The sequence below is a fragment of the Maricaulis salignorans genome, assembly GCF_900103475.1.
GTDB lineage: Bacteria > Pseudomonadota > Alphaproteobacteria > Caulobacterales > Maricaulaceae > Maricaulis > Maricaulis salignorans.
On record NZ_FNHG01000004.1, the window covers coordinates 41,779 to 54,433 of the forward strand.

General features: G+C 62.3%; 16 protein-coding genes. 3 read left to right on the forward strand and 13 right to left on the reverse strand.

Annotation, left to right across the window (positions count from 1 at the left end):
* The first annotated feature begins 41 nt into the window (after window positions 1-41).
* Window positions 42-647, forward strand: a complete 606-nt coding sequence (locus BLT42_RS04855) for a superoxide dismutase (RefSeq protein ID WP_091767675.1) — start codon at window positions 42-44, stop codon at window positions 645-647.
* Window positions 648-733: 86 nt separating this feature from the next.
* On the forward strand, window positions 734-2,032 hold the full coding sequence (locus tag BLT42_RS04860) for a serine hydrolase domain-containing protein (protein ID WP_091767678.1): 1,299 nt from the start codon (window positions 734-736) through the stop codon (window positions 2,030-2,032).
* A 78-nt stretch (window positions 2,033-2,110) separates the two neighbouring features.
* On the opposite strand, the gene BLT42_RS04865 is transcribed toward BLT42_RS04860, so the two are convergent.
* The 7 genes from BLT42_RS04865 to surE all read right to left on the reverse strand — a co-directional run bounded on the left by BLT42_RS04865 (window position 2,111) and on the right by surE (window position 8,409).
* On the reverse strand, window positions 2,111-2,719 hold the full coding sequence (locus BLT42_RS04865) for a urate hydroxylase PuuD (protein ID WP_091767681.1): 609 nt from the start codon (window positions 2,717-2,719) through the stop codon (window positions 2,111-2,113).
* A gap of 94 nt (window positions 2,720-2,813) precedes the next feature.
* Entirely contained in the window at window positions 2,814-3,746 is a 933-nt protein-coding gene (gene secF, locus BLT42_RS04870; protein ID WP_091767684.1) for a protein translocase subunit SecF, read from the reverse strand.
* A gap of 13 nt (window positions 3,747-3,759) precedes the next feature.
* Complete coding sequence (gene secD / locus BLT42_RS04875) at window positions 3,760-5,418, reverse strand: protein translocase subunit SecD (RefSeq protein WP_091767687.1); 1,659 nt, start codon at window positions 5,416-5,418, stop codon at window positions 3,760-3,762.
* 28 nt (window positions 5,419-5,446) lie between these two features.
* Complete coding sequence (gene yajC / locus BLT42_RS04880; protein ID WP_233342324.1) at window positions 5,447-5,755, reverse strand: preprotein translocase subunit YajC; 309 nt, start codon at window positions 5,753-5,755, stop codon at window positions 5,447-5,449.
* 122 nt (window positions 5,756-5,877) lie between these two features.
* Window positions 5,878-6,783: a M23 family metallopeptidase gene (locus tag BLT42_RS04885; protein WP_176780258.1), complete on the reverse strand. Its 906-nt coding sequence runs from the start codon at window positions 6,781-6,783 to the stop codon at window positions 5,878-5,880.
* Between the two features lie 169 nt (window positions 6,784-6,952).
* Window positions 6,953-7,594: a protein-L-isoaspartate(D-aspartate) O-methyltransferase gene (locus tag BLT42_RS04890; RefSeq protein ID WP_091768137.1), complete on the reverse strand. Its 642-nt coding sequence runs from the start codon at window positions 7,592-7,594 to the stop codon at window positions 6,953-6,955.
* A gap of 17 nt (window positions 7,595-7,611) precedes the next feature.
* Window positions 7,612-8,409 (reverse strand): 5'/3'-nucleotidase SurE, encoded by a 798-nt coding sequence (gene surE, locus BLT42_RS04895; RefSeq protein ID WP_091767696.1) that lies wholly within the window; start codon window positions 8,407-8,409, stop codon window positions 7,612-7,614.
* A gap of 247 nt (window positions 8,410-8,656) precedes the next feature.
* Here surE and BLT42_RS04900 point away from each other — a divergent pair, with 247 nt between their 5' ends.
* The gene (locus BLT42_RS04900; protein WP_091767699.1) at window positions 8,657-8,887 is read left to right on the forward strand and encodes a hypothetical protein; all 231 of its coding nucleotides are present in this window, start codon (window positions 8,657-8,659) and stop codon (window positions 8,885-8,887) included.
* A gap of 6 nt (window positions 8,888-8,893) precedes the next feature.
* Here the strand turns inward: BLT42_RS04900 and BLT42_RS04905 are convergent, their stop codons facing one another.
* The 6 genes from BLT42_RS04905 to BLT42_RS04930 all read right to left on the reverse strand — a co-directional run bounded on the left by BLT42_RS04905 (window position 8,894) and on the right by BLT42_RS04930 (window position 12,611).
* Window positions 8,894-9,187, reverse strand: a complete 294-nt coding sequence (locus BLT42_RS04905; RefSeq protein WP_091767702.1) for a type II toxin-antitoxin system RelE/ParE family toxin — start codon at window positions 9,185-9,187, stop codon at window positions 8,894-8,896.
* A gap of 3 nt (window positions 9,188-9,190) precedes the next feature.
* Window positions 9,191-9,433, reverse strand: a complete 243-nt coding sequence (locus tag BLT42_RS04910; protein WP_091768140.1) for a type II toxin-antitoxin system ParD family antitoxin — start codon at window positions 9,431-9,433, stop codon at window positions 9,191-9,193.
* A 320-nt stretch (window positions 9,434-9,753) separates the two neighbouring features.
* Window positions 9,754-11,031 carry a serine--tRNA ligase gene (gene serS / locus BLT42_RS04915; RefSeq protein ID WP_091767705.1) on the reverse strand — a complete coding sequence of 426 codons (1,278 nt, stop codon included), beginning with the start codon at window positions 11,029-11,031 and terminating at the stop codon, window positions 9,754-9,756.
* A gap of 82 nt (window positions 11,032-11,113) precedes the next feature.
* Window positions 11,114-11,920, reverse strand: a complete 807-nt coding sequence (gene tatC, locus BLT42_RS04920; RefSeq protein WP_091767708.1) for a twin-arginine translocase subunit TatC — start codon at window positions 11,918-11,920, stop codon at window positions 11,114-11,116.
* A gap of 5 nt (window positions 11,921-11,925) precedes the next feature.
* Entirely contained in the window at window positions 11,926-12,381 is a 456-nt protein-coding gene (tatB, locus tag BLT42_RS04925) for a Sec-independent protein translocase protein TatB (RefSeq protein ID WP_233342326.1), read from the reverse strand.
* Window positions 12,382-12,386: 5 nt separating this feature from the next.
* The gene (locus tag BLT42_RS04930) at window positions 12,387-12,611 is read right to left on the reverse strand and encodes a twin-arginine translocase TatA/TatE family subunit (RefSeq protein WP_091767711.1); all 225 of its coding nucleotides are present in this window, start codon (window positions 12,609-12,611) and stop codon (window positions 12,387-12,389) included.
* Window positions 12,612-12,655 lie beyond the last annotated feature (44 nt).

Sequence of the window (12,655 nt, forward strand, 5' to 3'; positions counted from 1 at the left end):
GCACCTGTTTTGTCACACTCGAAATCGATGGAGATATATTCATGAGCTTTACCCTGCCCGACCTGCCCTATTCCCGCGATGCCCTCGCACCGCATATCTCCGCCGAGACCCTCGACATCCATCATGGCAAGCACCACGCTGCCTATGTCACCAATCTCAACAAACAGCTCGACGGCCATGAGCTGGCCGGCAAGTCGCTGGAAGACGTCGTCAAGGCGACCGCTGGCAAGGCTGACAAGGCCGGCATTTTCAACAATGCGGCCCAGGTCTGGAACCACACCTTCTACTGGCAGTCGATGACGCCCAAGGGCGGCGGCGCCCCGACCGGCGAACTGGCCAAGCTGATCGATCGTGATTTCGGCTCGTTCGACGATTTCAAGACGGCCTTCGCCACTGCCGGCGCAACCCAGTTCGGCTCCGGCTGGGCCTGGCTGGTCGCGAAGGACGGCAAGCTGGAGATTCGCAAGACCGCCAATGCCGAGACCCCGGTCAGCGAAGCCGGCGTGACGCCGCTATTGACGATGGATGTGTGGGAGCACGCCTATTATGTCGACTTCCGCAATCGCCGCCCGGACTATATCGCGACCTTCCTCAGCGATCTGGTGAACTGGGATTTTGCCGCCGCCAACCTGGCTGCCGCGAAATAAGGCGGTAAACCTATCGCCAAACGGGCCATGGCCGCCTAAATTCCCCCTCGGTTGATTGATAAGAAAAATCCCGAGGGGGGATAACCATGTTCCGACGTATTCTTTGGGCCAGTGCTGCCGTAGCGCTTTTGGCGCTGGCACCGGCGTGCAGCCGGGGCGTACAGCTTGCCACCGTCAACGCCGACACGCCCGCCCGTGCAGCGGTTGCGAATTTCGATACCGCCGGCCTGGAGCGTTATGAGGCAGCGATTGCCGAGCGCGCCGCGCGCCAGGATCGCGCTGGCTATGCCTCCATCCTGATCCGCAATGGCGAGACCCATATCGTCACCGCCGGGGTGCGCGATGTCGCCAGCGGCGAGCCCATGCTGGCCGACACACGGGTGCGCCTGGCCTCCATGACCAAGCCGGTGACGGCCATTGCCGTGATGATGCTGGTCGAGAGCGGCGATATCGCCCTGGACGATCCGGTCTCTGATTATATCCCCGCCTTCGCCGACACCCGGGTGGCGACAAGTCTCGAACCCGATGCCGATGGCAATTTCCCCACCGAGCCGCTGGCCAGACCGATCACCATCCACCATTTGCTGACCCATAGCGGCGGTGTCGGCTATATCTTCGACAATGATACAGCGCTGGGCCATGAATACATCGAGCACACGCTGTATCAGGGCACGGGCGATCTGGCAGAGAAGGTCGACGAACTGGCTGCCCTGCCCCTCTATGCCCAGCCGGGCGCCCACTGGATCTATTCCTATTCCAACGACATTCTCGGCCGTGTGGTTGAAGTCGCTTCGGGCTTGCCTTTCGAGGACTTCCTGCGCACCCGCATTTTCGAGCCGCTCGGCATGCATGACACCAGCTTCTTCGTCACCGACGAACAGCGCGCCGCAGCCGCAACGCTCTATGTCCACGACGCTGACGGCCGGATCCAGCCGGCCTTCTCCGAGGCGAACCTGGAATATGTGCCCAGCTGGGCATCGGGCGGCGGCGGGCTGATCTCGACGGCGAGTGATTATGCGCGTTTCGCCAGCATGCTGGCTGGCCGGGGCCGTCTGGGCGATGTCACCATCGTGCAACCGGAAACCCTTGCGGCCATGACCACCAATCAGATCGAGACCACGCGACTGCCCGCGTATATGGCCGGGCTGGGCTATGGCTATGGTTTCGGCATCGTGCTGCCGGGCACCGATGAGACGCCACCCCTGGGCATTCCCGGCGATTACAGCTGGGGCGGGCTCTATGATACGGAATTCTTCGTCAGCCCCTCGACTGGCCTGGTGGCGATCATCATGACCCAGGAGTTTCCGACCGAAAACATGCCCGGAGGCCGCACCCGCACCTGGTGGCGCTCTGCGGTCTACGACACCCTGCCCCAGCCCGAATAACCGGCTCGGCCATCACAGACAAAAGGGCCCGCCGGCATGACCGGCGGGCCTTTCGCATTTCAGCATGCCGGATTGGCGCTAGCCAAACACGGTCTGTGCCATCGCCATGGCGACCAGCATTGGAAATGAGAGCAGCGTATTGGTGCGCGAGAACAGCATCGCCGTGCGCGCTGCCTTCGGCTTGGCTTCGACATCGGCCTCGACCAGGCCGAGCGCGATCTTCTGGTTCGGCCAGATAATGAACCAGACATTATAGGCCATGATGATGGCCATCCACATGCCGATCCCAATGAAGCTGTACTGCGGCGTATAGTTTTCCGCCGCCAGGCCGAAGCTCAACACCTCAACGGTATAGCCGCGCAGACCCGCCACCGCGAGACCGGTCACGACCGTCGCCAGGGCGCCCCAACGGAACCAGAACAGTGCGGCGGGCGCGATGACCTTGCCGATCGCCGGCTTCTGCTCATCGGGAATATTCGGCATGTTCGGGATCTGGACGAAATTGAAATACCACAACAGCCCGATCCACATGATGCCCGACACGACATGGGTCCAGCGGGCAACGCCCATCCATAGCGCGTCATTGACCGGGATAGCACCGCTGAAAATATAGGCGCCGATATAGATGATCGTCAGCAGCAACGACACATGAACGGTCGTTCGCAGATTGCTCAGAATTGCAGGCATAATGTTCCTCCCCAGGACAGGACAGATTGTCTCTGTTGGGGAATTTACAGCAATTCGCGTCTGGCGATAGCCCGGTAATCGGCTCGGGTATGGCTCAGTCCTCGCTGCTCTCACGCTTGACACCAATGAGAAGCAGCAGCGGTGCGGCGACGAAGACCGAGGAATAGGTCCCGATCACCACGCCCCAGATCATCGCGAAGGAGAAGCTCTTCAGGGCTTCGCCACCGATCATATAGAGCGAGATCAGCGCCACCAGCGTCGTCGACGAGGTCAGAATTGTGCGCGACAAGGTCTCGTTGATCGACATATTGAGCAGTTCGCCCAAAGGCATCTTCTTGTACTTGCGCAAGTTTTCCCGGATTCGGTCATACACGATCACGGTATCATTCATCGAATAGCCGACAATTGTCAGGATCGCCGCGACCGTCGCGAGGTCGAAGGTCATCTGGGTGACCGAGAACATGCCGACGGTGGCGATAACGTCATGGGTCAGGGCCAGGATGGCGCCGACCGAGAACTGCCACTCGAACTGGAACCAGATATAAATCAGCATCAGGAAGAGGGCGAGCGTGATCGCCATGACGCCCTTCACCACCAGCTCGCCGGAAACCGCGCCGCCAATCACATCCGTGCCGCGCAGCTCGATGCCGGGGAAATTCGTCTCGAGGGTCGCCTCCAGTGCGCGCCGTGCGTCCTGCTGGGCTTCCTCGCCCTCCAGACCTTCACCCGGCTGCAGCGGCAGGGAGATCAGCACTTCACGCGGATCGCCGGTCTGCTGGATGCGGGGGTCACCCAGCTCGAGCTCGCCAACGACGGTCCGCATCGCCTCGACATCGGCCGGGCCTTCCGTGCGAACCTCGGTCTGGATACCGCCACGGAAATCGATCCCGAAATTGATCCCGACATTGGCGAATTCGAACAGCGAACCCACCACAAGGAAGAGCGAAAACGCGATCGCCCACTTGCGGATCTGGATGAAGGGGACATTGCCGGTAGTCGGCAGAAATCTGATCAGAGCGAGTGACATGGGAATACCTCTCCTACAACGGCATGGTCTTGGGCTTCAGGGCCCGCAACCAGATGACCGCCAGCAGGCGGGAGAAGACAAAGGCGGTGAACACCGAGGTGATGATACCAATGCCCAGGGTAATCGCGAAGCCGCGCACCGGACCGGCGCCGAGCAGATAGAGCACGGCAGCGGCGATGAATGTGGTGATATTGGCGTCGAAAATGGCCGAGAAAGCGCGCTCATAGCCGGCCTGCAGCGCATTCGCCGGCGTTCGCCCGAGCTTGCTCTCTTCGCGGATACGCTCATAGATCAGCACATTGGCATCGACCGCCATACCGATCGTCAGGATGATCCCGGCAATACCTGGCAGGGTCAGCGTCGCGCCGATGCCCGACAGACCGCCCATGATCAGGATGACATTGACCAGCAGGGCCAGGGTCGCGAAGACGCCAAACACGCCATAGGCGGCAATCATGAAGATGATGACGGCGAGGAAGCCGATCATCACCGCCGTCTGGCCGCTCTGGATCTGGTCCTGGCCAAGGCTGGCGAGCACGGTGCGTTGTTCGACCGGCGTCAGCGAGGCCGGCAGCGCACCGGCATTGAGCAGGACGACGAGTTGTTGCGCGGTCTCGTAATTATAGCTGCCACCGATGACGCCGGAACCGGACAGGATAGGCTCATTAATGGTCGGGGCGGTGATGATCTCGCCATCGAGCAAAATGGCAAAACGCTTGCCGCGATTGGACCGCGTCATATCGCCAAAGACGAGGGCGCCCTGGGTATCAAAGCGGAAGCCGACCACCGGACCCACATAATTGGGGTGGGTCGTGACATTGGCCTGGGTGAGATTTTCGCCGGTCAGCCGCGAGGCGGTTTCGACGGCGAGATACTGCACCGGATTGGTGTCGGTCATCGGATAGATGGTGCGGCCGGGCGGCACGCGCGCCTGGCCATTGGGGCCCGGATTGATGGTCTCGTCGACGAGATGGAAGCTCATGCTCGCCTGGGCGCCGACAATGGCGATGATGGCATCGGGATCGCTGGCGCCAGGAACCTGGACCAGGACCCGGGTATCGCCCTGGCGGGCAATCGTCGGATCGGTGGTGCCAAGCCCGTCGAGCCGGCGCCGGATCACTTCGATCGACTGGGTCACGGTGCGGTTGCGGATTGCCAGCAACTGCTCCGGCGTCACCGCGATGCGGATCGCATTGGCGTCACTGGGATCACGGCGAACGGTCAGCGTCTGGGCCAGGCCCGGCTGGCCCAGCGCGGTTGTGACAGGCTGTGACAGATCGGAGAGGCGCTCGAACGCGGCATCGCGATCCTCGGGACGCGCCATCAGGACCACGACTTCTTCGCCGATCACGGCAACACTGCGAGCCAGCAGAGGCGGCGTCTCGCCGCGCAGGGTCTGACGCGCATCAGCGGCCAGGGTCTCCAGCTGACCGGCGCGCACCTCGGCCATATTCACTTCGAAGACGATGTGGGAACCGCCCTGCAAATCGAGGCCGAGATTGACGGTACTGCTGGGAATCCAGCGCCAGATACCACGCGGTTCGCGCGAATTGTCGATCTCGTTAATGCTGTAGCGATCAGCTTCCGGAACCAGGTTCGGAAGCGTGTACAGCACGCCCAGGATAATAATGGCAAAGATGGAAATTAGCTTCCAGCGCCCGAATTGCAGCATGACGGCGAACCTTGTTCAGCAGGAGCGTTCAGGTATTGGCCGCATCATTGGCCGGCTTCGGCTCGGTCCGGTTACGGACGTCGGCGATGGTGTGCTTGATCAGGCGAACTTCGACGCCCTTGGACAGTTCGATGACCGCTTCGGTTTCTTCGACCTTGACCACTTTGCCGACCAGGCCGCCCTGGGTGACGACAACATCGCCGCGCTTCAGGGCTTCAATCATCTCACGATGTGCCTTGGCACGCTGTTGTTGCGGACGGAACAGCAGGAAGTAGAAGACAAGTCCCATCAGGACGAGCATCGGGATCGGCGATTCGAGAATGGTCTGGAGATTCATGCTGGGCTCCGCTTGCCGGCAACCTGCCGCCGGATACGGGGCAGGCATAATTCAGTTTGGGCGGACTATATCGGGGCGACGGCGCGTTGCAACAAGACTGACTGCAGGAAATGATGCTGCACTCAGCGTAAATAGCGCATCGGGTCTTCCGGATTGACGCCGCGGCGGATCTCGAAATGCACCTGGGCGATCTCGACCGTGCCGCTCGATCCGGCTGCCGCGATCACCTGACCGCGCGTCACCTGGTCGCCCTCACGCACCATCAACCGGCTGTTATGGGCGTAGGCGGTCACGAAGCCGCCCTCATGGCGCAACAGGATGAGTTGACCATACCCGGCCAGTTCCGATCCGGCATAGACGACCTGGCCGGGCGCCGCGGCGCGCACCTCGGCCCCCGTACGGGCCTCGATATTGATACCGTCATTGCGGCTGCCATCAGGCTTGCGGCCAAATTCCGACAGGATTGAACCGCGGATCGGCCAGTCGAAGCTGACAGAGGAATTGGCGACCTGTTGCGTCGCCGGCAATGTCGATTGCGGCGGCGGCGTCTGGGTCCGCGCCGGCGGACGCGTCGACCGGGCCGGGGCGCTAGTCGCAGCGGTGGCAAGGGTGGTGCCCGAAGGCAGCTGGATGGATTGCCCGACTTCCAGCTCATAGGGCGCAGGAATGCCGTTATGGCTGGCCAGACGCTGGAAGGGAATGTCGTAGCGAAGACCGATCCGGTACAGATTCTCGCCACGCTGCACGACATGCACCGGCGGGCGCGGCATTGTCAGGGTCTGCCCCGGACGCAGCGTATAGGGCCGGCTGAGACTATTGGCGCTGGCCAGCGAGGCCATGGCGACATTGCAGCGTTCGGCAATTTCCGAGAGCGTGTCGCCGGAGCGAACCGTATAGCCGCCATCGACGCAGGCGCGCGAGACTGGTTGCGGGCTGGCCGAATAGGCTGAACCGGAACGATAATCGACACGCGCAGGCTCGCGCGGCGTGGATGAACACCCCGCCAGCCCTGCACCCAGGGCCGCCATAACGCAGATCAAAACACTCCAGCGCATCGTCCCGACACGGACCTCCGGCTATTCGTTCCGGCGATATCAAGCCAGAGAAGACTTAACCGGCGGTTAGCCATGCACGGGAAAATGCGAAAGATCGCGAAGGGGACAGGGGCCGGCGTTCAGACGGTGCGCAAGACTGCCCCTAAAGCGATTTCGCCTCGCCCTTCACCAGCGGAACGAAGCGCACATCCATGATGTCGCTGGTCGTCAGCTCATCGCCCTCGCGCTGATAGCGCACCAGGACCTGTTTCGTGCCGCGATCAACCGGCGCGATGGCGATGCCGCCATCCTTGAGCTGGGCGAGGATCGCGTCGGGGCGGACCGGCGCCGAGGCCGTCAGGATGATGCGATCAAACGGCGCCTGTTCCGGCCAGCCCAGCGTGCCATCGCCAACGCGGGTGGTGATATTGGTCAGCCGCATCTGCTCAAATCGCGCCTCGGCTTCCTTCGACAGGGTGCGATAGCGCTCGACCGAATAGACCCGCCGCGCCAGACGCGACAGGACAGCGGCCTGATAGCCCGATCCGGTGCCGATCTCGAGCACCTTGCAGCGATCATCGAGTTTGAGCGCCTGGGTCATCAGGGCCACGATCAGCGGCTGGGAAATCGTCTGGCCACAATCGATCGGCAGGGCGCGGTCATCAAAGGCCTGGTCGCTGAAACGCTCCGGCACGAAGAGATCGCGCGGTGTACGCTCGATTGCGGCCATGACACGCGCATCGGTCACGCCGCCGCCGCGCAGCGACATCACCAGCTGGATCATGCGCGGGTCTGGCATTTTCATCGCGTCGGCCATGGGTTTCAGCTCCGCGGCGGGACGCCGCCCAGCATGCGCTTGAGCTTGCCCAGGGTCTCGCCATGGGTGAGATCCATATGCAGCGGCGTCACCGAGATCTTGCCCTCATAGATGGCGCGCAGATCAACGCCTTCAGGCGGGTTGGACAAGAGGCCCTTGAAGGCGAGCCAGTAATAATCCTCGCCGCGCGGATCGACGCGGCGTTCCCCGTGCAGGATATGCTGGTCGCGCCGGCCCTGGCGGGTGACCTCGACCTCGGTCACATCCTCGACCTTGGCATCGGGGAAATTGATATTGATCAGCACGTCTTCCGGCCATTTCAGATCGAACAGCCGGCGCAGGATCGGCGCGCCGAAAGTCTGCGCGGTGTCCCACTCGATCGGATCATCTTTCTTGAAGCCATAGGCCTGCGACAGGGCCACCGAGGGAATGCCCAGCTGCATGCCCTGCATGGCGCCGGCGACCGTGCCGGAAAACGTGACGTCCTCAGCGATATTCTGGCCGCGATTGACGCCGGACAGGATGATATCGGGCTTCTTGCCCTTGACCAGATCCTGCACCCCGATCAGCACCGCATCGGTCGGCGTGCCGGACACGGAGAAACGCTTCTCGTCAAACTGGCGGATGCGCAGCGGCGCATGCAGCGACAGCGAGCGCCCTGCCCCCGATTGTTCCAGCGCCGGCGCCACGATCCAGACATCATTCGACAATTCGCGCGCAATCGCCTCGAGCACCTTGAGGCCGCGCGCGTGCACGCCATCATCATTGGTGAGCAAAATACGCGGATTTGTCTTCGGGATCATGGCGGGCGGCTTTCATCGCGGCGATTGAGTGGCCCGCTTCTAGACGATGGGAGACGCGCTGCACATAGCGCGATGCGGTGGCGGGGGGCGTGCGCGCATTTTCCGCGACGCCCAGGCTGCGCTCCCTCCTCTTCCTTGATGGAAGAGGAGGGAGCGCAGCCGGAGGAACCGGTGACGATGCCGGGCTCCACAGCTTGAGGCGATTATGGTACATTGTGCTCGTCAACCCCATCGACCGGAGACAGCCATGCTCCCCGCCGCCTCGCTGTTCGGCGCCCGCTTCAGCCCCGACGACCTCGCCGCAATCCGCGAGCGGGCGGGGACCGAAGGCCGCAGCATCGCCGATGTTTTTTCCGAAGCCGTCGAGGATCAGGTCAGGCGACGCCAGCAAGCCGGCGTGAGACCGGAGGTCAGGGCGTTGATGGAGGACATACACCGCAAATATGCGTCAGTGTTTGAAGCGCTGGCGAGGATGTGAGGCGCGCTACCGCCCCGCCTCATCCCAATCCTCGCGCCCATGGCGGATACGCAGGATTTCAATCCGGTCCAAGGCCGCGTCCCGATAGATCACGATATGCGAGCCGCACGGGTGTATCCGCACCGGTGGATCGATCTCCATTCGCAACCGCGCGAGCCGCGGATTGGCGGCGAGCCTCTCAAAGCTCACGATGAGAGCCGCGAAATAGGCCTCAGATTGTGCCACGCCAAACCGAGCAGCCCCGTCCCGATAAATGCCGACCAGATCGCCCTCCGCAGCCCGCGTCAGCCGATAGCGCATCGGCTAGTCCGCCTCTGAGAGCCCGCGTGCCTCGGCCAGCACATCGGCGATCGGGCGGTCGCTGAACCCGCTCGTCAGGCCTTCGGTGACGAGATGCTGCATGTTCGCCAGCTTCGCAGCCCGGTCCTGATCTCGACGGATCAGGTCGCGGACATAATCGCTGGAATTACTGTAGCGCCCTGTCGCGGCCTGCGCCTCGACCCAGTCCTTCATCCCGTCAGGGAGCGAGATATTCATTGTGGCCATCTGGGCCTCCACGGCTGCGATGGCAAAGATTGGCCGATTTCCGGCAAAGCTTCAAGCGCGGAGCCCTGGGCCATGCAGCCTTGTGTCACGCCCGCAACTTATCCGCCTGCCGCGCCGCGCCCGTATACTGGCAGGGACGAAAACGGTGCGGCAGGCGGAAAATCGGGGAAATGGATCGGAAAACGCCTCGGAAACACATTAACCAGCTGGTTTCATTGCCCTTTGTCGAAACAAAGTCCGAAACCAAACTGTCACCCAGGCACACCCCCGGCACCACCAGCGCCACACCAGGCCACCATCAATGTCACTCCCGGGGCAAACTACGCCTCCAGCCGCTCCAGCCCGCCCATATAGGGGCGCAGCACGGCCGGGATGGTGATCGAGCCATCCTCGTTCTGGTGGTTTTCCATCACGGCCAGCATGGCGCGTCCGACGGCGACGCCGGAACCGTTGAGCGTGTGCAGGAAGGCCGGTTTCTTCTCGCCCTCCTTGCGGAAGCGGGCATTCATCCGCCGCGCCTGGAACTCACCGCAATTGGAGCAGGACGAAATCTCGCGATAGGCATCCTGGCTGGGCAGCCAGACTTCGAGGTCATAGGTTCGCTGGGCGGAAAAACCCATATCGCCATTGCACAGCAGCATCACCCGATAGGGCAGTTCCAGCAATTGCAGGACTTTTTCGGCACACCCCGTCATGCGGTCAAGTTCGGCGGCGCTGTCTTCCGGCTTCACCAGGGCGACCATTTCCACTTTCTGGAACTGGTGCATGCGGATCATGCCACGCGTATCGCGGCCGGCCGAACCGGCTTCGGCGCGGAAACAGGGCGTATAGGCCGTCATGCGCATTGGCAGCGCGGCATCGTCATGAATTGCATCGCGGGCCAGATTGGTCAGCGGCACTTCCGCCGTCGGGATCAGCCAGCGGCCATCCGTGGTGCGGAAAAGATCGTCAGCGAATTTGGGAAGCTGGCCGGTGCCGAACATGGCCTCGTCGCGCACCATATAGGGCGGGCTGACTTCCATATAGCCGTGCTCGCCCGTGTGCAGATCGAGCATGAATTGCGCCAGGGCGCGTTCCAGCCGGGCCAGTCCGCCCTTGAGCGCCACAAAGCGCGCGCCGGACATGGCGGCAGCGGCCTCGAAATCCATCTGACCGAGGCCCTCACCGAGATCGACATGGTCTTTCGCCTTGAAGCCCAGAGCCTTGGGCTCGCCCCAGCGACGGATTTCCTGGTTGTCATTCTCATCCTTGCCCATCGGCACATCGGCCTCGGGCAGATTGGGAAGGGCGGCGAGATGCTGGTTCAGCGCCTCGTCAAAATGCTTCGCCTGCTCGCTGCTTTCCTCGAGCACGGTCTTGAGCCGGTCGACTTCGCCGCGCAGCCGGTTGAACTCGGCCTCATCACCGCTGGCCTTGGCGCGCCCGACCAGTTTGGACAGGGCATTGCGCTCGGTCTCAGCCTCCTGCTGGCGGCCAAGCGCTTCGCGGCGCTGGACGTCGAGCTTGAGCAGAGCCGGCGATTGCGGCTCCATGCCACGCCGGGCGAGGGCGGCGTCGAAAGCGGCAGCATCGTCGCGAATGAGCTTGATATCGTGCATGGCGGTGATCTCAGTTCAACAGGGTGTCAGCGGGCTATAACCCTCAGCGCCGCTGGCGTAAACCGGCCCCGCGCAAAGCGGATCAGGCTTCGTCGACCTCGGTCGATTTCGGTTCCATCCAGCGCATCAGGCCGATGGAGATGAAATACAGCAGCAGAAGCGCCGAGCCGAGCATCAATTGGCTGATCGGATCGGGCGGCGTCACGAAGGCCGCAAACAACGCAATCCCGACCACGGCAAAGCGCCAGCTGCCCAGCATTTGCTTCGAATTAATAATGCCGGCCTTGGCCAGAAGCATCATCAGGATCGGCATCTGAAAGGAAATCCCGAACACCAGCATCAGCGTCGTGATCAGATTCATGTAGTCGGAGACATTGAGCAGAAGCTCGATCGAAATCCCTGGCCCCGCACTGGCCTGCTCCTGGCCGAGCGAGAAGCGCATCACCATCGGCAGGACGAGGAAATAGACAAAGCTCACCCCGGCCGCAAACAGGACGGGTGAAAGTGCCAGGAAGGGCGCGAAGGCACCGCGCTCATTCTTGTAAAGGCCCGGCTGAACGAAGCCATAGATCTGCCAGGCGATGACCGGGAAGACGACCATGATGGCGCCAACCAGGGCCAGTTTGAGCTTGACGAAGAAGAATTCGAGCGGCGCAAAGAAATTCGCGGTCAGGTCGAGCTCCTCGACCGGAACGCCGCGCACCAGCGAGGCCGCGTCGCTATAGGGTGCGAGCAGCCATTCATACAAAAGCGCCGAGATCAGGAAACAGCCGATGAAACCGGCGGTCAGGAATCCGATCACCAGCAGCAGACGCTGACGCAGCTCGATCAGATGATCCATCAACGGCGCGCGGCTCGACTCGACCTCGTCATGTTCGATTTCGGCCATGGGGGCTATTCAGTGTCCCTGGACGCGTCTGGCCGTGGCGGCTCAGGACTGGAAGGTTCGGACTTGGCCGGCTCAGGTTTCGACGGCATGGGCTTCGATGGCACTGGCCGCGGCGGTTGAGGCGCGCCAAACCCGCTATCGCCGATACGATTGGCGCTCGCCATTTTCAATTGCCGGATCTTGTCATTCTGGGCTTCGAGCGCGGCCTTGTCGAGTTCGCCGGAGATTTCCTCGATCGGATTGCCGCGCTTCAGCGCTTCGATTTCCTTGCGCAAATCGGACAATTCCGTCTCGCGGCCGAGCTCGTCAAAACTGGCCTGGAATTCGCGCGCCATGCCGCGGGCCTGGGCCAACATGCGGCCAATCCGGCGCATCAGCACCGGCAATTGCTGCGGACCGACCACAACCAGTGCCAGAACAAGCACCACCAGCATTTCCGGCATTCCGATGCCGGGCGCCATAGCGGTTAAACTCCGGTTTTTTCGTCTTCGCGCGCCGCGGCGTCGAGGCCGGGAGCAGGAGCGGCAGCGTCGTCGCCTTCGCCGTCCTCTTCCTCATCCTTCAGCCCCTTGCGGAAGCTGGTGATGCCCTTGGCGAAATCGCCCATGACGGCTGCAATCTTGCCGCGGCCGCCGAACAACAGCACCGCGAGCAATACGACGAGAAGGATTTGCCACATTCCGGGAGCCATTTGCCCCTCCGTCTAACCAATTGTCACAAGGTCTAATCCAGTTA